Here is a 22,695-nt window from a genome sequence, read left to right on the forward strand (position 1 = left end):
CGGTTGGATCGTGGCGCTCCGCCGGAGTTCACCGATCAATGTGCTGGTTGCAGGTAAGTTTACCGGTATGATGACCTCCAACGGCCGTTCGGGCGAGGGTAGACGGGCGCAGCGATCGGCAGGGCAGTGGCTCATCGGCTTGCTGATCGCGCTGGCCCTGGCCGCCAGCGTGCTGATGGTGATCAACGACGAGATGTCGCTGGCGGGTTCGCTGGCGGTGATCGCCGCACTGTGGGCCGCCGTGATCGCCGCGATCCTGGTGACCAAGTTCCGCCGGCAGGCCGAGGGTGCCGAGGCCAAGAGCCGCGATCTGCGTCTGGTGTACGAGCTGCAACTCGAACGGGAGATCGCGGCACGGCGCCAGTACGAGCTCGACGTCGAGTCCACCATCCGGCGCGAGGTCGCCGACGAGGCCAATCACGAACTGTACGACCTCAGGCAGCAGATCGCATCGCTGCGGGCCGGTCTGGAGGTGTTGCTGGGCGGGCCGCTGCCCGACCAGGGAATCGCCCTACCCAACGAGCGGGTGCGTCAGTTGGGTACGGGCGGGTATGTACCCGACGACGGTCTGCGTGCCGCCCAGGATTTCGCGGCGACCGCCCCATCGCGATACGACTCCCATCCGAGCAGCACCACCAACGCCGACCCCAACGAGATGACCGAGGTGATCCCGGTCGTCACCGACGACGAGCCGGTCTCGGCCGAGTTCGCAGCCGTCGACCACCCGGCCTACGCGCAGCATGACGCCGATCCGGACACCGGGCAGCAGGAGTATCCGCACCAGGCCTACTCCTATCAGGAGCGGGCGACGCCCATCTATCCGGAATCGGAGGTCTATCCGGGGCACGACTACGTCCCCGAGGGCCAGGCCGACCAGGACTACGCCCAGGCCGAGTTCGTCGCGCAGTCCGGCCGGCCCACCGACCTCGAGAGCACCGCGGTGTTCAACCGGAGCGATATCGCCGACGGAGCGCCCGTCGATCCGGCGGCGACAACGCAGTTCCTGCCGGTGGAGTCCGGTCGTGACTACCACGAGGACATCGGCGAGTACCGCGTCGCCGGTCCCGCGGATGTGGCTGCCGATCCCGGTGCGGATGAGGCGGCCGCTCTTGTCGATGACATGAGGGAGCCCGGCGCCGGGGAGGATGCGGCGGAGCGGGTGGAGGAGCAGGCCACTGCCGTGCAGGGCCCGGCTGATCAGGACCCGGCGGTTCAGCACAGAGTTGGTCCGGTCGCCTATCCCGAGCCGGCAGACGTCGAGCCGGCAGAGGTCAAGCCCACGAGTGACGGGTCCGGCGGCGAACAGGGCGCGACCGAACCGGACCCCTCCGGTGCGATGCGGCCCTCCGCCGACCCCGCGGGCGATGAGGGCGGCTATCACGGAAGCCACGAGGCCGCACCCGACACCGAAGGTTTCACGACGGGACGACGCAGCAGGCGCCGCCGCCTCGACGACGGCGGTGAGAGCGCGCACACGGGTGGGATGCCGGTGTCCGAATTGCTCAGTCAGCTCCGCGGGGAGTCCGCGGACGGTTATCGCCGACGTGGCACAGGGTAGGTCCTGGATCCGCACCCGCTCACGATGTCGTGAGGCCTATCACACCTGACTGGTCCTGTCGATGGTTGGCGCCTACTCTTGGCGTGCAACGTCTGGTACCCGCACGGCGGGACTGGAACGACCTCGTGGAGGACATCGGTGACCTCACCACTCGATGGTGGCGAATTTGAGCTGCCCGACGTACCCGGATCCGGCGCGCCCGGCGCTCGTGGATATACGGCCGGGGAGTACCTGCCCGGTGTTTCCAACCTTCCCGCACCGGCGCGCCTGAGCGTCGGCATTGTTTCCGCCGGACGTGTGGGCACCGCACTCGGCGAGGCGCTCGAGCGGGCCGGTCACGTCGTCGCCGGTGTTGTCGCCCGATCTCCGGCGTCGCGTGCCCGCGCCGCGGCCAGGTTGCCCGAATCACCGATCCTCGACGTCGCCGACGTACTCGCGCGCAGCGAACTGGTCATCATCAGCGTTCCCGACGACCGGCTTCCCGACGTGATCGCCGAGGTCGCCACGTGTCCGGGACTGCGACCGAGCACGCTGGTCGCGCACACCGCGGGTGCCCACGGTGTGGGTATCCTCGACCCGATCGCCGTCCGCGGCGCCCTGCCGCTGGCGTTGCACCCGGCGATGACCTTCGTCGGCTCGGCCGACGATACCGCGCGGCTGGCCCGCGCATGTTTCGGCATCACGGCCGCCGATGCCATCGGCGATGCGATCGGCGCGTCCCTGGTGATGGAGATGGGCGGCGAACCGGTGCGTATCCCGGAGGCGCACCGCACGCTCTACCACGCGGCCCTGGCACACGGCGCCAATCACCTGATCGCGCTGATCAGCGATGCCGTGACCGCGCTCAACGCCGCCATCGACGACGAGTCGGGCGCGGCCCTGGCCACCGTCGACGGTGATGCGACGCGCCTGGCCGAACGGATCCTCGGGCCGCTGGTCACCGCCTCGCTCGGCAATGTGCTGGAGTTGGGGCCGTCGGCGCTGACCGGGCCGGTCGCCCGCGGTGATGCGGCCGCGGTGACCGCGCACCTGGCCGCGCTGCGCACCATCGGCGGCGGCGACGGACCGCATGGCATCGCCGATGCCTACCGGACCCTCGCCCGGCGCGCCGCCGAGCAGTCCGGCGCACCGATCACCCTCATCGAAGTACTGGAGGAACAGTGACCACATCCGCCACCGAATCCGGCCCCGCGCTGTTCACGCCGGGGCAGCTGACGGTGCACCGTGATCCGGCCGATCTGCGCCGCGTCAGCAACGCGCTGCGCGCGGCCGGCAAACGCGTCGCGCTGGTGCCGACGATGGGTGCCCTGCACGCCGGGCATCTGGAGCTGGTGCGGGCGGCCAAAGCCAGGGGCAACACCGTCGTGATCGTGTCGATCTTCGTCAACCCGCTGCAGTTCGGCGCGGGTGAGGATCTCGACGCCTATCCGCGCACCTTCGACGCCGACTGCGAGTTGCTGCGGCCGCTGGGCGTGGAGCTGGTGTTCGCGCCGACTGCCGCCGGGATGTACCCGAACGGTCAGCGCACCATGATCCATCCGGGACCGGCGGGGGAGATCCTCGACGGCATTTCGCGGCCGACACATTTCGCGGGCATGCTGACGGTGGTCAATAAGTTGCTCTCGATCGCCAATCCCCATGCGGCATATTTCGGTGAGAAGGACTATCAGCAGCTCGTGCTGATCAAGCAGATGGTCGATGATCTGAACCTGGGTGTCGATGTCGTCGGTGTGCCCACGGTCCGCGAATCCGACGGCCTGGCCATGTCCTCACGCAATCGCTACCTCGACGGCGCGCAACGCGAGCTGGCCACCACCCTGTCGGCGGCGCTGGTCGCCGGCGCACATGTGGCCGCGCAGGGCGCCGATGCCATTCTGGCGACGGCGCGCGCTGTGCTGCGGACCCATCCCGGCATCGAGGTCGACTATCTCGAGTTGCGCGGCCGGATGCTCGAGGAGGCTCCCGAGAAGGGCGACGGCCGGCTGCTGGTCGCGGCCCGGATCGGCCCGGCCCGGCTCATCGACAACGTCGGCGTCGCGATCGGGACGGGATTCGGGGCGAGCGCAGCGACGGGGGATGTGCCCGAGGCGAGCGCAGCGACGGGCGATGCAACCGACGGTCGCGAAAAATACTGATACCCATACCATTTCATCCGGCAACCGCCGACAACGAGGGGAAATTCCCATGCTCCGCACCATGATGACCTCAAAAATCCATCGCGCCACCGTGACCCAGGCCGACCTGCACTACGTCGGCTCGGTCACCATCGACTCCGATCTGCTCGACGCGGCGGGTCTGCTCGAGGGTGAGCAGGTCACGATCGTCGACATCAACAACGGCGCCCGCCTGGAAACGTATGCGATCGCCGGTGAACCGGGCTCCGGGGTCATCGGGATCAACGGCGCGGCGGCGCATCTCGTGCATCCCGGCGACCTGGTGATCATCATCGCCTACGGCATTCTCAACGAGCGCGAGCTCACGGAGTATTCGCCGAATGTGGTGTTCGTCGACGAGAACAACCGTATCCTCGAAGCGGGCCATGACCCCGCCCACGCGCCCGACGGCTCCGGTCTGCTCGACCCCCGCGTCCTCGCCGACGCCTAGTACCGGCATCCGCGGCATGCTGCTCACCGTCGAAATCGGTAACACCACCATCCATCTGGGTACGTTCACCGGCTCCGGCGACCACGCCGGGCTGGTGCGGGACTGGCGGCTGCATACCCACCCGCAGGCCACCGCCGACGAACTGGCCCTGCTGTTCCGGGGTCTGCTCGGCCCGGACATCGACCAGATCACCGGGGTGGCCGCCTTGTCGACGGTGCCGTCGTTGCTGCGTGAGATGCGCGCGCTGCTGCCCGCGTACTTTCCGTCGGCGCACCATCTGCTGCTCGAGCCGGGGGTGCGCACCGGGGTGCCGCTGCTGGTGGACAACCCGAAGGAGGTCGGCACCGACAGGGTCGCCAACTGTCTGGCCGCCTACGCCAACTACGGCGGACCGTGCATCGTGGTGGCCTGTGGCACGGCCACCGTCGTCGACGCCGTGTCGGCCAAGGGCGAGTTTCTCGGTGGAGCCATCGCCCCCGGCATCAACCTGGGTGTCGAGGCGCTCAGCGAACACACGGTGACGGTGCGCCGGGTGGAGTTGATGCCGCCGCGCGGGGTGCTCGGCAAGAACACGGTGGAGGCATTGCAGTCGGGCATCATCTACGGTTTCGCCGGCCAGATCGACGGGCTCGTCGAGCGGATCAGCGACACCGTGCCCGGTTTCGGCTCCGACGACGTGACGGTGGTCGCGACCGGTTCGCTGGCGCCGCTGATCTACGACGAGTGCCGCAGTCTCACCGACCAGCACCCGTACCTGACCCTCGACGGTCTGCGCCGGGTGTACGAGAGGTCCAGGAAGGACCCCCGCGGTCGCAGGTGACGTTGCGCTCACCGTGGTTTCAACCGTCCGCCGAGGGTGGACGCGGCCGGTTCGGTCTGGCAGACTGTCGGACGTGATCAAGAGCTGTCAGGAGTGTTGTCAGGGCTGAGCCCGCTTATGCGGCTGCCCTCTTTCGGCGACCCCCGCTCTTTCTCGATCACCTCAAGGAATTCTTCCGATGACTGCGGTTCTCACCACCGTTCGTGTTTCCACCACTCCCGATGTGCGTCTGTCGGTGCTCGTCTCCGAGTACTCCTCGTTGACAGGCGAAGGCGGCGTGATCGCCGTCGACATGCGCAGCCAGCATCAGCGCGACACGCAGGGCGTGCTGCCCGGCGCGCTCGCCATCGACGCCGCCGACGTGCTGTCGCGGCTGACCCCCGGCACCCGCGATTCGCTGCGCGTGGCTTCGGCGGACGCCCGCTGGGTGCTGGTCAGCGACGACGGCCACGACGCCGAATGGCTGGCCTGGCATCTGCAGGCCCGCGGCATCTCGGGCGCCACCTTCCTGGTGGGTGGTTTCGCGGCCCTGCGTCGCGCCCGGATCTCCGCCCCGCTCGCCGGCGCCGAACTCGCCACCATCTCGGCGCACTGACCGCCGATCCGATATCGGGCCGACCGGATATCGAGTTGGAGCACATTCCCCCTGCCCGATAGGGTTTTGACTCGTGAGCCAGACCCCGAACACCGAAGCAGCGGCGCCGACGACGGAGGGTGCCGACGAGGCGCCCGAACAGATCCGCATCCGGCGCGGTAAGCGTGAACGGATTCTTGCCGAGGGCCGCGATGCCTACCCGGTCGAGCTGGAACGTACGCACAGCCTCGCGCAGATCCGCGCCGACCATCCGGACCTGGAGGCGGGCACCGAGACCGGCGTCGAGGTGGGTGTGGCAGGGCGCATCATTTTCTTGCGCAACAAGGGCAAACTGTGTTTCGCCACGCTGCAGGAGGGCGATGGCACCCAGTTGCAGGCGATGATCAGCTTCAACGGTGTCGGCGAGGAGTCGCTGGCCCGGTGGAAGGCGGACGTCGACCTCGGCGACATCGTGTTCGTGCACGGCGAGGTGATCAGTTCGCGCACCGGTGAGCTGTCGGTGATGGCCGACGACTGGGCGATGGCATCGAAGGCGCTGCGCCCGCTGCCGGTGGCGCACAAGGACATGAACGAGGAGACCCGGGTCCGGCAGCGTTATGTCGACCTGATCATGCGGCCGGAGGCGCGTCAGATCGCTCGCACCCGCATCGCGGTGATGACCGAGTTGCGGGCCGCGCTCACCCGTCGCGGTTTCCTCGAGGTGGAGACGCCGATGCTGCAGACGCTGCACGGCGGTGCGGCGGCGCGCCCGTTTGTCACCCACTCCAACGCCTTCGACATGGACCTGTTCCTGCGGATCGCGCCCGAGCTGTTCCTCAAGCGATGCGTGGTCGGCGGTATCGACCAGGTCTTCGAGATCAACCGCAATTTCCGCAACGAGGGCGCCGATTCGACGCACTCACCGGAGTTCGCGATGCTCGAGACGTACGAGGCGTACGGCACCTACGACACCGCCGCGGTGATGATCCGGGAGCTGGTGCAGGAGGTGTCGCAGGGCGCGATGGGAACCCTCACGCCGGTGATGCCGGACGGCTCCGAGTACGACCTGTCGGGGGAGTGGACGTCGCTGGAGATGTATCCGTCGTTGTCGCGGGCGCTGGGCGAGGAGATCGTGCCCGCCGGTTCCGACGAGTCGACGACGGTCGAGCAACTGCTGGCGATCGCCGACCGGGTGGGTCTGGAGGTGCCCAAGGACAAGGGGTACGGTCACGGCAAGCTGGTGGAGGAGCTGTGGGAGCACGTGGTCGGTGCCGGGCTGAGTGCGCCGGTGTTCATCCGTGATTTTCCGGTGGAGACCTCGCCGCTGGTGCGCTCGCATCGCAGCGTCCCCGGTGTGGTGGAGAAGTGGGACCTGTATGTGCGCGGTTTCGAGCTGGCCACCGGCTATTCCGAGCTCGTCGACCCGGTGATCCAGCGCGAACGGTTCGTCGATCAGGCGCGGCTGGCGGCCGCCGGTGACGACGAGGCGATGGTGCTCGACGAGGAGTTCCTGGCCGCGATGGAGTACGGCATGCCGCCGACCGCCGGCACCGGTATGGGCATCGACCGCCTGCTGATGGCGCTGACCGGTCTCGGTATCCGCGAGACCATCCTGTTCCCCCTGGTCAAGCCCCGCTAGACCACGCCCACCCGCAGGTCGGTCCTCGAAACCTCCTCCTTTCGCTGGTTCAGGTGTGGGGAGTGCAGGCGACGAGCCCCGAAACCCGGTGAGACGATGACGTCGGTCCCACCCGGTCTCGAGGCCCGCCCGAGGAGTATGTGCCGCTACGGCGCGGAGATGCTGACTTCCTTCTGCCATTCGGAGGTGGTGAGGTTGATCTCGCCACTGTCGACGGTGATGGTCAGTTTCACCAGGTTGTACGGCGCCTTGGCGTCGATGTAGAGGGTGACGGGCAGGTTGCCCGAGAATTTGCCCTCGCCCTGCGTCGGGAAGATCGGGTCCAGGACCTGGGCATCGACGGTGCCGCTCACCTTCTGTGCCTCGACGCCGTTGATGGTCTCGGTGCCTTCGGACTCGGGTGCCTTGACGTTGGCGATGAGGTTGGCCAGGCCGCGTTCGCGGTCGAGGATGATCGCCGGGTCGTAGATCTTGGATGCCTCGCCGAGCGACTTGTATTCGGTGCTGCCGTCGTTCTGGGTGAACAGCTGGCCGTCCGCGACGATGAACGTGACGTCGACGTCCTCGTTGTTGATGCGGAAGGTGCCCTCACCCTGGGCGGCGGGCGCCGGGTTGCTGGTGAGGTCGCCCTTGACCGATCGGACGGGTAGGCCGCGGACCTGGTCGTCGACCTTCAGTTCGATGTGGGCCGACTGCATGAGGCGGGTGGTCTGTGCGCTCTGCTCGACGAGGGCCGAGGTGTCCTCGGCGGAGACGGTGGGCTGTTCGGCGCGGGAGGTCTCGATCATCGACGGGACGCTGGCCGCGGCCGTGGTGGTGCCCGTGTTGTCATCGTCGTCGTCGGAGGCACAGCCCGCGGCCAGTGCCACGACCGCCGCCGCGCCGACCGTTGCGGCCAACAGTGAGCGGGAACGTTTGCCGGGACGGCGCTGTGGCCGCGAGGTGGGGGTGAGTTGAGTCTTCATGCAGCCATACATTAACGGCCGTGGTCCCCGAACACACCTGTTCACGACAATCGTCGTTCATTCACGGTACTTATGCCACCCACATGTCGCATTCCCGACGCCGACGCGGCATGCTGATTCCCAACGAACAGTAGCGACGAAGCGCGAAAAGCGTGGGGGTTTTCGCAGGATAGGTGCCAAAATTAACGGTGCCGACCGGGACGACAGAAGGGGAGGTCAGCGATGGCCCACACGGAAAGTGGCACGGATGTGCAGACTGCGGTGTTGGTGAATCGCGCGTCCGAGCCGCGCGATGCGGCCGCCGATCAAAGGCCCGACCGTGATGATCCGGCCCAGGTCGTGGCCGGGGGCGGATCGGGCGCGGCGACCGCGGAGCCGGTCTCCGGCGACGTCGAGGGCGACCGCCGGCCTCCGGGGTCGCAGCCGCCGGCCGATGGTGAGGCGACCGAAGTACTCCGTCACCCCGACCTGGGCCGATTGCCCGGTATCGAGGGCGGGCCGCAGCTCGCCGATGTGTGGGTGTACAAGGGTCGTGCCTACGATCTGAGCGATTGGATCTCCAAGCATCCCGGCGGTGAGTTCTTCATCGGCCGCAGCAAGAACCGTGACATCACCTCGATCATCGGCTCCTATCACGCCAATGTCGAAGCGGTGGAGCGCATGCTGGAGAAGTACGCGCTCGACCGGGATGCGGTGATAGAGGATGTGCATCCCAAGAACAACGCCCCGGACTTTCTGTTCACCGAGCGTTTCGACAGCTGGCGCGACACCCCGAAGTACGACTTCGGTCGGCGCGACGATCTGCTGCACGCCATCAAGAAGAGGTTGCGCGGCAAGGATATCCAGACACGGCTGAAGAAGCTCGACCGCTGGTTCAACGTCGTGGCCGCGATGCTGTTCATCGCCTATTTCGCGGTGCAGGGCCTGCGACTGTATGACACCTCGTGGATGCCGTTGCCCGTATTCGTGATCGTGATGGTGATGCTGCGCAGCTCGCTCGCCGGGTTCGGGCATTACGCCATTCACCGGGCGCAGAAGGGTGCCACCAAGGTCCTGGTCAACGCCTTCGACATGAATTACGTGGCGTTGTCGTTCGTCACCGCCGACGGGCACGCGTTGCTGCATCATCCGCATACGCAAAGCGATGTGGACATCAAGAAGAACGTTTTCACCTTCATGATGGACCTGCCTCGTTGGTACCGGATTCCGATTCACACGATTCACAAATTCGGACACACCGTCACCGGTATGACGATCCGGCTGATCGACGTCTGCAAGCTCACCAAGAAGGTGGGGATCTCGCAGATGTACGGCTCCACGCGGGGCGGCCTGCCGCATTTCGTCGGAGCCTTCGGCATGCGTCTGCTGTTGCTCGCCGAGATGATCGCCTTCATCGTCGCCGGTGATTTCTGGGCGTGGTTCCTGCAGTTCGTGGTGACGCTCTGGCTCAGCACCTTCCTCGTTGTGGCCAGCCATGATTTCGAGATGGACACCGACGAGGTAGAGGTCGACACCGACGACTGGGCGATCAATCAGCTCCAGCAGGCCTACGACCTCAAGATCACCGGCAACCGCTATGTCGATTGCTTCTTGTCGGCGGGTCTGAGCTCGCATCGGGTTCACCATGCGCTGCCGTATCAGCGCAGCGGATTCGCCAATATCTGGTGCGAGGACATAGTCGCCGAGGAGGCGGCCAGGTTCGGTGTCGAATGGTTGCCCGCCAAATCGTTCATCGCCGATCGCTTCCCCAAGCAGGTCGTCACCTATCTCGGCGCCAAGTCGCGCACCGCGCAGGAAAACGACTGGGGCTTCTTCCGCGAACACTTTTCGCCGACGATGCTCAAAACCTGCGCCGAGTACACGGTGAAGGGCTTCACCGGCGTCGGGACCGTCTAGTCGCCGGCGGCCACCGCGCCCCCCGGACCGACCCCACCCGGATCGACCCCACCCGGATCGACGACGTACCCGGATCCAACTATATCGCCACATCGACGGAGTGCAGCGCACCCGCCGCCGAGCACCATCCCAGGAGTCACCGCCATGACCATTGACAACCCCCTATCCGTCGATCAGGCCCGCCGCACGGCCGGGCATCCAGTGCGGCCGGCGTCGATGCCACCGGCCCCGTCCACGGCGGTGGCGATCATCGAAGGCATCGCCACCGGTGCGCCGGAGCGGGTGTTCGACCAGGATGCCGCGGCTCTCGATGTGGCGTCGATGTTCGACGACGACGAGAACCGCGAGCGGATCGCCCGCATCTACCGCAAGACCAGGATCACCAGTCGTCACCTCGCGGTCGATCCGCTCGGTCCGGGGTTCGCGGAGTTCTCCAAGCGTCCGGCCACCATCCGGGAACGGATGAACCTGTACCTGGAACTGGCCGCGCCGCTGGCGATCGACGTCGCCCGCCGCGCCACCGCCGGGGTGAGCAGTGTCGACGACATCGGGATGCTGGTGTTCGTCACCAGCACCGGGTTCGTCGCGCCCGGCGTCGACGTGGCGGTGCTGCGGGCACTGGACCTGCCGGTCACCACCAACCGTGTGGTGGTCAACTTCATGGGTTGCGCGGCGGCGATGAACGGTATCCGTTCGGCATCGGATTACGTTCGCGCACATCCTGATCGCAAGGCGCTGGTGATCTGTCTCGAACTCAGTTCGGTCAACGCCGTCTTCAGCGAGGACCCGTTCGCGATCATCACCCACAGCCTGTTCGGCGACGGCTGCGGCGCCGTCGTCATCGGCGCGTGCGGTGTCGGAACCGAGCAGCCCGCCGGCACCGTCGTGGTCCGCGAAAGCTTCAGCCACCTGTTCGACGGCGCCGAGGACGGCATCGTGCTCGGCGTCAACGACGACGGCATCACCTGCGAGCTGTCGCCGGAGTTGCCCGACTACATCGTGCGCGGCGTCGACCCGGTGATCGTGGACATGCTGGCGCGCAACGGACTCGGCAAGTCCGACATCGATCTGTGGGCGGTGCATCCGGGCGGGCCCAAGATCCTCGAATCGTCGATCGCGTCGCTGGCCCTGCCGGCCGACAGCTGCGATCCGAGCTGGGAGGTGCTCGCCGAGTACGGCAATATGCTCAGCGTCTCACTGATATTCGTGCTCGAACGGATGATCGCGCAGGCGCTCGCCCCCGACTCCGGTCGCGAGATCTCGACCGGGGTGGCGTTCTCCTTCGCGCCGGGTGTCACGCTCGAGGGCATGCTGTTCGACATCGTGGGGCGGTAACGGAGATGGCTCTGCTGCGCTTTCTGGTATCGGTGTCCTGGCGGGGCATCGCCTTCGCGGTCGTCGCCGGGCTGATCGGTGGCGCGGCCAATGCGTTTCTCGTCACCCAGATCAACTCCGTGATCTCGCCCAAGCCGGACGTGCACGGCAACTGGGTCACCTTCGCCGCCACCGCGCTGGTCGTGCTCATCACCGGGCTCGCCTCCCAGGTCATCCTCACGCGCCTGGCTCAGGACGCCATCTACCGGCTGCGTGCCTCGCTCGGGTCGGGCGTCATCGCCGCACCTCTGGAACACCTCGAACGTCTCGGTGCGCACCGGCTGATGGCCACCCTCACCGAGGACGTGCGCACACTGTCGCAGGCGGTGGCGGCGATCCCGAGCGTGTGCATCGACGCAGCCACGATCGTCGGCTGCCTCACCTATCTGGCGATCATCTCGCCCACGATCTTCGCGGTGCAGGTCGGCGCGACATTGCTGTCGATCCTGTGTGTCGAACTGCTCGCCACCCGGGTGCGTGAGCTGTACCGGCAGGCCCGCGAGACCGACGACGAGCTGTTGCGCTCCTTCGGTTCGGTCACGCACGGCATCAAAGAACTCAAGATGCACCGCGACCGGCGCATCGACTTCATGAACCGGCATCTGCTGGGTTCGGCACGCGAACTGCGCGACAAGAACGTCACCGCGGGTATCCGGTTCTCGTACGCGCAGGGGCTGGGCCAGCTGACCCAGCTGGCGACGATGGCCCTGATCCTGTTCGGTCTGGCCGCGGCGATGAAGCTGCCGCTGGAACAGATGATCGGTTACGTGCTGGTCACCACATTCCTGTCGATGCCGATGCAGAACATCATGCATCGCATCCCGGATCTGCTGCGCGGCGACGTGGCGCTCAAGAAGATCCGCATGATGGAACTGTCGATGGAGACCCCGCACGACGAAACGGCGCTGGGCGGTGGCGATCGTCTGCCGGTCACCGCAGCCCGCATCGAGTTGGCCGACGTCAACTACTCCTACCTCGGCGACCAACTGCCGGCCGCCCCGATGGGTCCACCACCGGGTCCCCGTGGGGCCGGTGGCCCGGATCAGCGCGATCCGGAGCGGGCCGAACATCCGCGACCCGAACATCCGCGACCCGGACATACCGGACCGGATGGGCGTGGCCTGCCGCATATGCCCCCACCGGGGATGCCGCCCCAGGTATCGGGAGCGGGCGAGCGGGCGGGTTTCCACCTCGGCCCGATGAATCTGGTGCTCCAGCCCGGCCAGGTGACGTTCGTCGTCGGCGGCAACGGCAGCGGTAAGTCGACTCTGGCCAAGCTGCTGTCGGGGCTGTATCTGCCGCAGTCGGGCACCATGTCGCTGAACGGTGAACCGATCGGCCACCACAACATCGAGTGGTTCCGGCACGCCACGTCGGCCATCTTCACCGACTTCCACCTGTTCGAGGACTTCTTCGGGTACCTGCGGCCCGGCATCGACGACGAGGTGAACCGGCTGCTGCAACAGCTGCAGATCGCGCACAAGGTGAGCGTCCACGACGGCAAACTGTCCTCGATCGCCCTGTCCCAGGGACAACGCAAACGTCTGGCCCTGGTCACCGCGCTCCTGGAGGATCGTCCGGTGTACCTGTTCGACGAGTGGGCCGCCGATCAGGAGCCGCAGTTCCGCGAGACGTTCTACCACGAGATCCTCGCCGAGCTGCGCCGCCGCGGCAAGACGGTCATCGTCATCACCCACGACGACCGCTACTTCCACCTCGCCGACCAACTGGTCAAACTCGACTTCGGCAGCCAGGAGACACCGGTACCCGAGGCCGCCTCCTATGCGCGCTGATCCCGCCGATATGCGGTGGGTGACATCCCCAGCGTCCGGGTGAAATCGGAAGCGAAGTGCGCCTGATCGGCGTATCCGAGATCGGCGGCCACCTCGACGACTGTGGTGTCGGGTTCGGCGCGTAGCCGGGCCGCGGCCTCCTGCAGCCGGTATCGGCGGATGATCGCCAGTGGCGGCAGGCCCACGTACCGGTCGCTGAGGCGCTGCAGCGTCCGCACCGACACCGAGAGGCGTTCGGCGAGATCGCCGACCCGGACAACCGACCTGTCCGCGGCCACGATGTCCTCCATCGCATTCGCCAGCAGCGCGCTCTCGCCCGGCTCCGGTAACGTCTCGCGCAGCCAGTGGCAACAGTGTTCGACGGCCAGATCCTGGCCGGTGATGCTGTGCGGGGCGGCCATCGCGGCAGTGACGTCGGCGAACAGTCCGGGTGCCTCGTAGGTACTCTCGGCGTCGCGGATCTGTTTGGGCGCCTGGTGGATACCCGCGATCCCGGCGGGCCGCAGCAGCGCGCCGACCGCCCAGCCGTATCCGCTCAGATCCCGATACGAGGCGCTGGTCGACGGTCCCGACAGCGTGATCCCGTCGTGCTGCACGACCAGATTCGACGCCGGGAACGGCAGCAGGTTCTGCCGGGACGTCCGTCCGGGTGCCAGCCGCCAGACCGGGATCCAGAACCATCGGACGCACGCGGCCAGGTTGGCGGGGGCGGGTACCCGGCGGAACGTGGGCAGCCGCGCCGGATACAGGATTCCCCGTGGGTCGTCGGCGTCAATCATCGGTCTCCACCCGCGTTCTGTCGCAAATCTTCAAGCCTTGCCCGTTGTCGCAAGCCTACGGTCGAGTCATGACACCAGCGCAGAATGTGACGACCGGCGTGACCGGAGCGCACACCACCGACGGCCTCCCGCACGGCGCGACCAGCCTCACCCCGTTCCTCGCGATCAAGGGTGCTGCCGAGGCGATCGATTTCTATCGGAACGTCTTCGGCGCAAGGCTTGTCGACAGGACTGAGATCGGCGGACGGGTGGTGCACGCCGACCTCGATTTCGGCACCGGGCGCCTGCAACTCGGTGAACCGAGCCAGGAGTACGGACTGGTCCCGGCACCGGCGGGTGAGGGTGACTGCTATTCGCTGGGCCTGTACCGCCCGAATGTCGACGATGTGGTGGCCAAGGCGGTCGCGGCCGGCGCAACGGTCCGTGAGGCCCCGTCGACCTTCGTCTCCGGGGACCGCTTCGCCTCCATCCGTGATCCGTTCGGCGTCCGCTGGTCGGTGATGACCCGCGTCGAGGATCTGTCGGAGGCGGAATCGGTCCGCCGGGTCGCCGAGTGGGCAGCCACCCAGCAGTAGCCTCCGCAAACTTCTGGCGATATAGGGGCTGGCTCGGGCATATGCCCGAGCCAGCCCCTATATCGCCAGAAGTTCTCAGCCGAGTTCGCGTTTGAGGATCTTGCCCGCTGCGTTGCGCGGGAAGTTGTCGACGATCTCCACCGACCTGGGCACCTTGAAGTTGGCCAGATGCGCACGGCAGTGGGCGATCACCGCCTCCTCGTCGACGGCCGCACCGTCCCGCACCGTGAGGAAGGCCTTGCCCACCTCGCCGAGCCGCTGGTCGGGTACGCCGATCACCGCCGATTCGGTGACGCCGTCGTACCGGGCGAGGACCTGTTCCACCTCGGCGGGGTACACGTTGAATCCGCCGCAGATGTACATGTCCTTGAGCCGGTCGGTGATCGTGAGGTTGCCGCGGGGGTCGATGGTGCCGATGTCGCCGGTGTGCAGCCAGCCGTCGGCGTCGATGGTGGCGGCGGTCGCGTCGGGGTCATCGAGGTAGCCGACCATCACCATGTCGCCGCGGGCCAGCACCTCACGCTGTTCCGACAGCGCTATCTCCATGCCGGCGAACGCCCGGCCGCAGGTGGTGGCGACGGTGACGGCGTCGTCGGCGGCGGTGCAGGTGGAGACGAACCCGGAGCATTCGGTGAGCCCGTACGCCGTGATCACGGTGTCGACGCCCAGTTCGGCGGCGATCCGCTCGATCAGCACCACCGGGACGATAGCGGCGCCGGTGACCACCAGTCGCAGGGAGCTCAGGTCGTGGTCGGGCCGGTCGGGCGCGTCGAGGATGGTCTGGAAGATGGTGGGTGCACCGGGGAACACGGTCGCGCGGTGCCGGGAGACCATCGTCATCGCGGCGGTGGGCGAGTACACGGCCAGCGGCAACATGGTGACACCGAACAGCACGCTGGGCAGGATGCCGGCCTTGTATCCGAACGTGTGGAAGTACGGGTTGACCATCAGGTAGCGGTCGTCGGGATTCAGACCGCCGTTGGTGCCCCAGGCGTGTGACCCGGCGAGGGTCTGGCGATGGGTTGCCATGACACCCTTGGATTTTCCGGTGGTACCCGAGGTGAACATGATGTCCGACAGGTCGTCGGGGGTCACCGCGTCGGCGCGGCGCTCGGCCTCCTCGATGGAGTCGGGGGTGGCCCGGTCGAGAAAGTGAGTCCAGCCGACGGCCCCGTCGGGAACCGTCGACCCCGTGGTTACCGGAACGTGAATAATGTGTTGCGGCAAACTGTCTCGATGGTTGTCCAGGAGTTCGGCACAGTGGTCGGCGCCCAGGAACTCGCCGGAGACCACCACCGCTGCCGAGCCCGAGCGTTCGATGATCTCGACGGCCTCGCCGGTCGTGTACCGGGTGTTCAGCGGGATCAGCACGGCCCCCGCGTGGTGGATGCCGAGAGCGGCGACGGGCCAGTGATGGCTGTTGGGTGCCCAGATGGCCACGCGGTCACCGGCCGCGATACCGGATGCGACGAGTGCTGCGGCGAAGGTACGTACGGCGTCGTGGAGTCCGGCCCAGCTCAGTGCCGACTCGCCGCCCTGCTGGTCGTCGATGATGGCGGTGGCCTCGGGCCAGGTCCGAGCTGCTCGGCGCAGCGCCTGCGGGGTGGTCCCCGAGGAGTCGGCGGGGAGTGGGTGGGCAAGGCTCGGCATGCAGCCAACCTAGCACTTGCTTGGTCAGCTATGCTAGCTGCCATGACGACAAGTGCCGAGCGTGCGCAGGGGTCGATCGACCTGGCGGATCGGTCGATCGACCTGGGTGCCTGGGCGGAAAGCACACCCGGTGCCGCCGAGATCTTCGCCGAGGCGGTGCGTACCTGGCTCGCCGAGAATCTGGTCGGCGATTTCGCCCGACTGGCCGGCCGCGGCGGACCGGGCAGCGAGCACGAGTTCTTCGCCGAACGTCTCGCCTGGGACCGGCATCTGGCCGCCGCCGGGTGGACCTGCCTGGGCTGGCCCACCCGCTACGGCGGGCGCGGCGCGACGATCGAGCAGCGCATCATCTTCCACCGCGAGTACGCGCGCGCCGACGCCCCCGCCCGCGTCAACCATCTCGGCGAGGAACTGCTCGGTCCCACGCTCATCGAGTTCGGAACCGAAGAGCAGAAGCGGCGCTTCTTGCCGCACATCGTCGACGTCACCGAACTATGGGCGCAAGGCTATTCCGAGCCCGGTGCGGGTTCGGATCTGGCCGGCGTGTCCACCTCGGCCAGGCAGGACAACGGTCGCTGGGTGATCAACGGGCAGAAGATCTGGACGTCGCTGGCGCACATGTCGCAGTGGGTGTTCGTCCTGTGCCGCACCGACAAGGATTCGAAACGCCATGCGGGTCTGAGCTTTTTGCTCGTACCGCTCGATCAGCCCGGGATCACCGTCCGGCCGATCCAACAGCTCACCGGAACCTCGGAATTCAACGAGGTGTTCTTCGATGACGCGGTCACCGACGCCGACCTTATCGTCGGCGCGCCCGGCGACGGGTGGTCGGTGGCGATGGGGCTGCTGCAGTTCGAGCGGGGGGTGTCCACGCTCGGCCAGCAGGTCGGCTTCGCCCGCGAACTCGACGATCTCACCGAGGTCGCGCGCGCCCGTGGTGCCATCGACGATCCGGTGATCGCCGCGCGGCTGGCCCGGGCGAGGATCGGGCTGACCGTGATGGGCGCGCATGCCCGGCGCACGCTCGGCGGCGACATCACCTCCGAGGCGGGTGCGGCATCGACGTCGAAACTGTTGTGGGCCAACTGGCATCGCGATCTGGGGGAGCTGGCGATGGCGGTGGCCGGCGCGCCGTCGCTGATCGGTCCCTCGCACACCGTCGAAGGCCGCCCCAACGATCTGCACGATCCCGAGCATGTCGAGCTGGACGAATTGCAGCGACTGTGGCTGTTCACCCGCGCCGATACGATCTATGGCGGCTCGAATGAGGTGCAGCGCAACATTATCGCCGAGCGAGTGCTCGGCCTACCGAGGGAGGCACGTCCGTCATGAGCTCCGAGAATTCCCCGTCGCGTCGCTCGCCGCTGGCGACCCCGCCCGCCGAGACACCCGGGCACGGGCTGCTCGCCGGACGTCAGGCCGTCGTCACCGCGGCCGCCGGCACGGGTATCGGCTTCTCCACCGCCCGCCGCATCCTCCTCGAAGGCGGCGACGTGCTCATCAGCGACTGGCATGAACGCCGACTCGGTGAGGCCCGTGCGAAGCTCGCCGAGGAGTTCCCGGAGCGGACCGTCGCCCAGCTCACCTGCAACGTGCAGGAGACCGCCGAGGTCGACGCGCTGATCGCGGGTGCGGTCGGTGAACTCGGCCGCATCGATGTGCTGGTCAACAACGCCGGCCTCGGTGGCCAGACCCCGGTCGCGCAGATGACCGACGAGGAGTGGGATCGCGTCGTCGACATCACGCTGACCGGCACTTTCCGGGCCACCCGGGCCGCGCTGCGCTACTTCGGTTCCGTCGAGCACGGCGGCGTGATCGTCAACAACGCGTCGGTGCTCGGCTGGCGGGCTCAGCGGGGCCAGGCGCACTACGCCGCGGCCAAGGCCGGTGTGATGGCACTGACCCGTTGTGCCGCAGTCGAAGCCGCTGACGTAGGGGTGCGCATCAACGCCGTCGCCCCATCAATCGCCAAACATCCGTTCCTGGCCAAGGTCACCAGCGACGACCTGCTCGACGAACTCGCCGCCAAGGAGGCCTACGGCCGGGCCGCGGAGGTGTGGGAGGTGGCGGCCACCATCGCGATGCTCGCCAGCGACTACACCACCTACCTCACCGGCGAGGTCGTCTCCATCTCCTCCCAGCGAGCCTGATCCACCGGACGAGACGCACGACGCCCGTACCTTTCCCCCGCCCGCCGAGCGGCGCTCCCGCCGGTTGAGGTGCGAGGAGCGCCGGCGACGAGCCTCGAAACCCCGTGACCCGACACACCTCCCCAACTCCAAGGACCCGGAAAGGGACCCCGAAAATGACCACTCCCCAGGCATACATCGTCGACGCCGTCCGCACTCCGGTCGGAAAGCGCAACGGTTCCCTCGCCAAGGTGCATCCCGCCGACCTCGGCGCGCACGTCATCTCGGCGATCGTCGGACGCACCGGTATCGACCCGGAGGTGGTCGACGACGTGGTGTTCGGCTGTGTCGACGCGATCGGACCGCAGGCCGGCAATATCGGCCGTACCGCCTGGCTGGCCGCCGGGATGCCGCTCGGTGTCCCGGGTACCACCGTGGACCGTCAGTGCGGATCATCGCAGCAGGCAATCCATTTCGCCGCGCAGGGGGTGATGAGCGGTACGCAGGACGTGGTGCTCGTCGGTGGTGTGCAGAACATGAGTGCAATCCCGATCTCGCAGGCGATGATCGCCGGTCAGGAGTTCGGGTTCAGTACTCCCACGGCCGAATCCGAGGGTTGGCGCAGGCGTTTCGGTGATGCCGAGGTCTCCCAGTTCGCCGGTGCCGACGCGATGGCCGTCAAGTGGGACATCAGCCGTACCGACATGGAGGCGTGGGCGCTCGGTTCGCACGAGCGTGCCCGCGCCGCGATCGCCGAGGGCCGCTTCGACCGCGAGATCGTCGCCTACGGCGATCTGGCCGTCGACGAGTGCCCGCGCGAGACGACGTTGGAGAAGATGGCCGGTCTGAGTCCGTTGGCCGAGGGTTCGCGGCTCACGGCGGCGGTGGCCTCGCAGATCTCCGATGGCGCGTCGGCCGCGCTGGTGGTGTCCGAGGCGGCGCTCAAGCGGTACGGCCTGACTCCGCGCGCCCGGATCCATCATCTGTCGGTGCGTGGCGACGATCCGGTGATGATGTTGTCGGCGCCCATTCCGGCCACCGCGTACGCGTTGGGGAAGGCGGGGATGAGCATCGAGGACATCGATGTCGTGGAGATCAATGAGGCGTTCGCGTCGGTGGTGCTGGCCTGGCTGAAGGAGACCGGCGCCGACCCGGCGAGGGTCAATCCGAACGGCGGCGCGATCGCGCTGGGCCACCCGTTGGGTGCCACGGGCACCAAGCTGTTCGCGACGCTGCTCAACGAGTTGGAGCGCACCGGCGGCCGCTATGGGCTGCAGACGATGTGCGAGGGCGGTGGCACCGCCAATGTCACCATCATCGAACGTCTGTAGCCGGGCGTGGGACGGCCGGGGAGCACGGATCTTCGCCAAATCGTGTGAACTGCCGCATACTGGTAGTTGAAACATATATGTCTCGACGTACCAGGTGGTGTCTGCCGGGCCGTCGACATACAACCACTGGGAGGACGCATGACCAAGCCCGCCGAGATCACCCCCGCCGACATGCACGTGTCGGCGGATCAGCACACGATGACCGAGTTGGTGGAGATCCAGCGGGCGGCGTTCCTGCGGGACGGTATTCCCGACGCGAAGACCCGCATCGACCGGATCGTTCGGCTGTCGGCGCTGCTGCTCGATCATTCCGACGAGATCGCGCAGGCACTGGCCGCCGACTTCGGGTCGCGTCCGCGCGAGTTGTCACTGATGGCCGATGTCGCGGGCTGCATGGTCGATCTGGCCCATCAGCGCAGGTCTGTGGCCAAGTGGATGAAGGAGACCAAGACCTCGCGGGCGATGGGGGTGGCGGGTTTCAAGCAGTCCGTCCGGCACGAGCCGCTCGGCGTCGTCGGCATCATGGGGCCGTGGAACTTCCCGCTGCAGCTGACGTTCGTGCCCGCGGGGTCGGCGTTCGCCGCGGGTAACCGGGTGCTGCTACGGCCGTCGTCGATCACCGCGAGGACGGCCGATGTGATCGCCGAGTACGCTCCCGACTACTTCTCGATCGAGGAGCTCGCCGTCATCACCTCCCGGCACGGTGGGGGATCGGATTTCGCCAAGCTCAAGGTCGACCACATGTTCTTCACCGGTTCGCCCGAGGTGGGGGCGTCGGTGGCGTCGGAGGCCGGGAAGAATCTGGTGCCGGTCACGCTCGAGTTGGGCGGTAAGAATCCGGTGGTCGTCGACACCGACGCGGACATCGCGACGGCCGCCAGGTTCGTTGCCAATGCCCGCATGGTCAACGGCGGTCAGGTCTGCCTGTGCCCGGACTATGTGTTCGTTCCCGAGGACAAGGTCGACGAGTTCGCCGACAAGGTGATCGCGCGCTGGACCGAGATCTTCCCGACGATCGTCGACAATCCGCAGTTCACGGCCACTATCAACGAGAAGAACTTCAACCGGATCGTCGGTCTCATCGACGACGCGGTCTCGCTCGGCGCCACCAAGCGCCAGGTGGTTCCCGCGGGTGAGCAGTTGCCGGATGCGGGCCGCCGCAAGATCGCGCCGACGGTGCTGACGGGGGTCAAGGCGGGGATGAAGATCGAGGAGGATGAGGTGTTCGGCCCCGTGCTCACGGTGTACCCGTACCGCAATCTGTCCGAGGCGATCGGGCATATCACGGCCAACCCGCATCCGCTGAACATGTACTGGTGCGGTGACCGCAACGACCGGTTCGAGCGTCTTGCCGACAGCACCCGCAGTGGCGCGATCAACGGCAACGATTTCGCGTTGCATCTTTTCGGTCCGGAGCTGCCGTTCGGGGGTGTGGGTCGCAGCGGTATGGGCGGCTATCACGGCAAGACGGGCTTCGACACGTTCAGTCATCGTCGTGCGGTCGCGTTCTCGTCGATGCCGGTGAGCATCGCCGAGTTGATGGCGCCGCCGTTCGCCAAGCGTGACAGCAAGGTGGCCGACGGTCAGATCGCGATGTGGCGCAAGCTCAATGCCCGCGCCGCGAAGAAACTCCGCAAGAAGTAGTTCTCCGCAAGAAGTAGGTTCTCGATGGTCGAGGTGTGAGAAGCGTCAGCGACGGGCCTCGCAACCCCGCAACCACTGCTGCCCTACCAAGCGCTTGCTAGGGTGTGTCCATGGCAGCACGCACCTCGACCAGCTCGGCCCGCCGCGACGAACTCCTGTCGACGGCGGGCCGTCTGTTCGCCGAGAACGGATTGCGTTCCACCACGGTACGCGACATCGCCGATGCCGCCGGCATCTTGTCCGGCAGCCTTTACCACCATTTCGACTCCAAGGAGTCGATGGTCGACGAGATCCTGCGTGGCTTCCTGGACCGGCTCTTCGGCCAGTACCGCGAGATCGCCGCGGCCGACCTGTCGGCGCGCGAGACTATTCGGCGTTTCGTCATCGCCTCGTTCGAGGCCATCGATCACGACCATCACGCGGTGGCCATCTATCAGGACGAGGCGCCGCGTTTGGCCGGTCAAGAGCGCTTCGGCTACATCGCCGAGTTGAACACGGAGTTCCGTGGCCTGTGGTTGTCGACGCTGCGCCGGGGTGTCGATGAGGGTGAGTTCCGCGCCGATCTCGATCTGGAGCTGGTGTACCGCTTCATGCGGGACACGGTATGGGTGGCGGTGCGCTGGTATCGACCGGGTGGTGCGCTCGGGGTCGAGGACATCGCACGCGAATACCTGTCGATCGTCCTCGACGGGATCGTCCCCCGCTGACGTAGCTATTGGTCAGCGGTACCGTTATTTTCTTCGCCGGAGGCGTCTGGCCACTTCGGGCTGAATTTCTTCGGGCTGAATTTCTTCGATTGGCGCGTCCGCCGAGACCGTGGGCATGCTGTCATGCGTTCGACGCATTTGACATCCGTTTTCTGGCCATCGCGGTCGGCGTGACATTACCGTGACCTCATGACCTACGACGACGCCGAATGGCATCGGGACACGGTCGGGGAACTGGGGCTCGACGACTCGGCGGCCGACGTACACATCGGCGTCTACCTGGCGTGGGCGGCGACCCGCGGCCTGCTCAGCAAGCCGTACGCGTCGGCCGCCAGTCAGGTACGCAGCCGTGCCGGCACCCCGGCGCAACTCGCCCACGACCTGTTTGTCGACCAGATCGATCCGGGCATGCTGTCCCCGGTCGGCCGCCGGTTCACCGAATCGGCGTATTCGAGTTACCTCACCACCATCGACACCGCCGCGCACATCGCCGGTCTGCACCACGGCTACGAACTCCCCGACACCTGGGCCACCTACGACAACATCGTCCCCCTCATCGACACCCTCTACGAAAGCTGGGTCGACTGAGCGACTGCGCCCCTCGCGCCTCGACCGGCGGAGGACCGCAGTCGGCGGAGTCTCTCAACCGGCCGAGGT

Annotated in this window: 20 protein-coding genes; 17 read left to right on the forward strand and 3 right to left on the reverse strand. The window is 67.1% G+C overall.

The window, feature by feature from the left end:
• The first annotated feature begins 67 nt into the window (after positions 1–67).
• The 7 genes from GII31_RS03740 to lysS all read left to right on the forward strand — a co-directional run bounded on the left by GII31_RS03740 (position 68) and on the right by lysS (position 7,195).
• The gene (locus GII31_RS03740) at positions 68–1,558 is read left to right on the forward strand and encodes a DUF6779 domain-containing protein (protein WP_246222095.1); all 1,491 of its coding nucleotides are present in this window, start codon (positions 68–70) and stop codon (positions 1,556–1,558) included.
• Positions 1,559–1,696: 138 nt separating this feature from the next.
• Positions 1,697–2,722, forward strand: a complete 1,026-nt coding sequence (locus GII31_RS03745) for a Rossmann-like and DUF2520 domain-containing protein (RefSeq protein ID WP_213246925.1) — start codon at positions 1,697–1,699, stop codon at positions 2,720–2,722.
• Positions 2,719–3,693 carry a pantoate--beta-alanine ligase gene (gene panC, locus GII31_RS03750; protein ID WP_213246927.1) on the forward strand — a complete coding sequence of 325 codons (975 nt, stop codon included), beginning with the start codon at positions 2,719–2,721 and terminating at the stop codon, positions 3,691–3,693. Before GII31_RS03745 ends, panC begins: the two co-directional genes overlap by 4 nt.
• A 49-nt stretch (positions 3,694–3,742) precedes the next feature.
• On the forward strand, positions 3,743–4,162 hold the full coding sequence (panD, locus tag GII31_RS03755; protein ID WP_213246929.1) for an aspartate 1-decarboxylase: 420 nt from the start codon (positions 3,743–3,745) through the stop codon (positions 4,160–4,162).
• A 16-nt stretch (positions 4,163–4,178) separates the two neighbouring features.
• Complete coding sequence (locus tag GII31_RS03760) at positions 4,179–4,982, forward strand: type III pantothenate kinase (protein WP_213246931.1); 804 nt, start codon at positions 4,179–4,181, stop codon at positions 4,980–4,982.
• Between the two features lie 178 nt (positions 4,983–5,160).
• Positions 5,161–5,577 carry a rhodanese-like domain-containing protein gene (locus GII31_RS03765; protein ID WP_213246932.1) on the forward strand — a complete coding sequence of 139 codons (417 nt, stop codon included), beginning with the start codon at positions 5,161–5,163 and terminating at the stop codon, positions 5,575–5,577.
• 73 nt (positions 5,578–5,650) lie between these two features.
• Positions 5,651–7,195, forward strand: coding sequence for a lysine--tRNA ligase (gene lysS / locus GII31_RS03770; RefSeq protein WP_213246934.1), 1,545 nt, complete (start codon positions 5,651–5,653; stop codon positions 7,193–7,195).
• A gap of 146 nt (positions 7,196–7,341) precedes the next feature.
• Here the strand turns inward: lysS and GII31_RS03775 are convergent, their stop codons facing one another.
• The gene (locus GII31_RS03775; protein ID WP_213246936.1) at positions 7,342–8,160 is read right to left on the reverse strand and encodes an LppX_LprAFG lipoprotein; all 819 of its coding nucleotides are present in this window, start codon (positions 8,158–8,160) and stop codon (positions 7,342–7,344) included.
• A gap of 222 nt (positions 8,161–8,382) precedes the next feature.
• Here GII31_RS03775 and GII31_RS03780 point away from each other — a divergent pair, with 222 nt between their 5' ends.
• The 3 genes from GII31_RS03780 (at position 8,383) to GII31_RS03790 (ending at position 13,223) form a co-directional block, all read left to right on the forward strand.
• A complete protein-coding gene (locus GII31_RS03780; protein WP_246222096.1) occupies positions 8,383–10,056 on the forward strand; it encodes a fatty acid desaturase in 1,674 nt (557 codons plus the stop codon).
• A gap of 144 nt (positions 10,057–10,200) precedes the next feature.
• The gene (locus tag GII31_RS03785; RefSeq protein WP_213246938.1) at positions 10,201–11,391 is read left to right on the forward strand and encodes a type III polyketide synthase; all 1,191 of its coding nucleotides are present in this window, start codon (positions 10,201–10,203) and stop codon (positions 11,389–11,391) included.
• Positions 11,392–11,396: 5 nt separating this feature from the next.
• Positions 11,397–13,223: an ATP-binding cassette domain-containing protein gene (locus tag GII31_RS03790; RefSeq protein ID WP_213246940.1), complete on the forward strand. Its 1,827-nt coding sequence runs from the start codon at positions 11,397–11,399 to the stop codon at positions 13,221–13,223.
• Here the strand turns inward: GII31_RS03790 and GII31_RS03795 are convergent.
• Positions 13,211–14,002 carry a helix-turn-helix domain-containing protein gene (locus GII31_RS03795; RefSeq protein WP_213246942.1) on the reverse strand — a complete coding sequence of 264 codons (792 nt, stop codon included), beginning with the start codon at positions 14,000–14,002 and terminating at the stop codon, positions 13,211–13,213. The genes GII31_RS03790 and GII31_RS03795 overlap by 13 nt on opposite strands.
• A gap of 68 nt (positions 14,003–14,070) precedes the next feature.
• On the opposite strand from GII31_RS03795, the gene GII31_RS03800 reads away from it, so the two are divergent.
• On the forward strand, positions 14,071–14,577 hold the full coding sequence (locus GII31_RS03800) for a VOC family protein (RefSeq protein WP_213246944.1): 507 nt from the start codon (positions 14,071–14,073) through the stop codon (positions 14,575–14,577).
• 75 nt (positions 14,578–14,652) lie between these two features.
• On the opposite strand, the gene GII31_RS03805 is transcribed toward GII31_RS03800, so the two are convergent.
• On the reverse strand, positions 14,653–16,227 hold the full coding sequence (locus GII31_RS03805; RefSeq protein ID WP_213246946.1) for a FadD3 family acyl-CoA ligase: 1,575 nt from the start codon (positions 16,225–16,227) through the stop codon (positions 14,653–14,655).
• A gap of 42 nt (positions 16,228–16,269) precedes the next feature.
• Between GII31_RS03805 and GII31_RS03810 the strand changes: the two genes are divergently transcribed.
• From GII31_RS03810 to GII31_RS03835, 6 genes are all read left to right on the forward strand, one after another.
• Positions 16,270–17,559 carry an acyl-CoA dehydrogenase family protein gene (locus tag GII31_RS03810; protein WP_213246948.1) on the forward strand — a complete coding sequence of 430 codons (1,290 nt, stop codon included), beginning with the start codon at positions 16,270–16,272 and terminating at the stop codon, positions 17,557–17,559.
• Positions 17,556–18,377: an SDR family oxidoreductase gene (locus tag GII31_RS03815; RefSeq protein WP_213246950.1), complete on the forward strand. Its 822-nt coding sequence runs from the start codon at positions 17,556–17,558 to the stop codon at positions 18,375–18,377. Before GII31_RS03810 ends, GII31_RS03815 begins: the two co-directional genes overlap by 4 nt.
• A gap of 155 nt (positions 18,378–18,532) precedes the next feature.
• Positions 18,533–19,687 (forward strand): acetyl-CoA C-acetyltransferase, encoded by a 1,155-nt coding sequence (locus GII31_RS03820; protein ID WP_213246952.1) that lies wholly within the window; start codon positions 18,533–18,535, stop codon positions 19,685–19,687.
• Between the two features lie 138 nt (positions 19,688–19,825).
• Entirely contained in the window at positions 19,826–21,331 is a 1,506-nt protein-coding gene (locus tag GII31_RS03825) for an aldehyde dehydrogenase family protein (RefSeq protein ID WP_260840295.1), read from the forward strand.
• A 110-nt stretch (positions 21,332–21,441) separates the two neighbouring features.
• Complete coding sequence (locus GII31_RS03830) at positions 21,442–22,038, forward strand: TetR/AcrR family transcriptional regulator (RefSeq protein ID WP_213246956.1); 597 nt, start codon at positions 21,442–21,444, stop codon at positions 22,036–22,038.
• A 189-nt stretch (positions 22,039–22,227) separates the two neighbouring features.
• Positions 22,228–22,626: a DUF7832 domain-containing protein gene (locus GII31_RS03835; protein ID WP_213246958.1), complete on the forward strand. Its 399-nt coding sequence runs from the start codon at positions 22,228–22,230 to the stop codon at positions 22,624–22,626.
• Positions 22,627–22,695 lie beyond the last annotated feature (69 nt).

Origin of the sequence: Gordonia pseudamarae, assembly GCF_025273675.1 — a bacterium.
Taxonomy (GTDB): domain Bacteria; phylum Actinomycetota; class Actinomycetes; order Mycobacteriales; family Mycobacteriaceae; genus Gordonia; species Gordonia pseudamarae.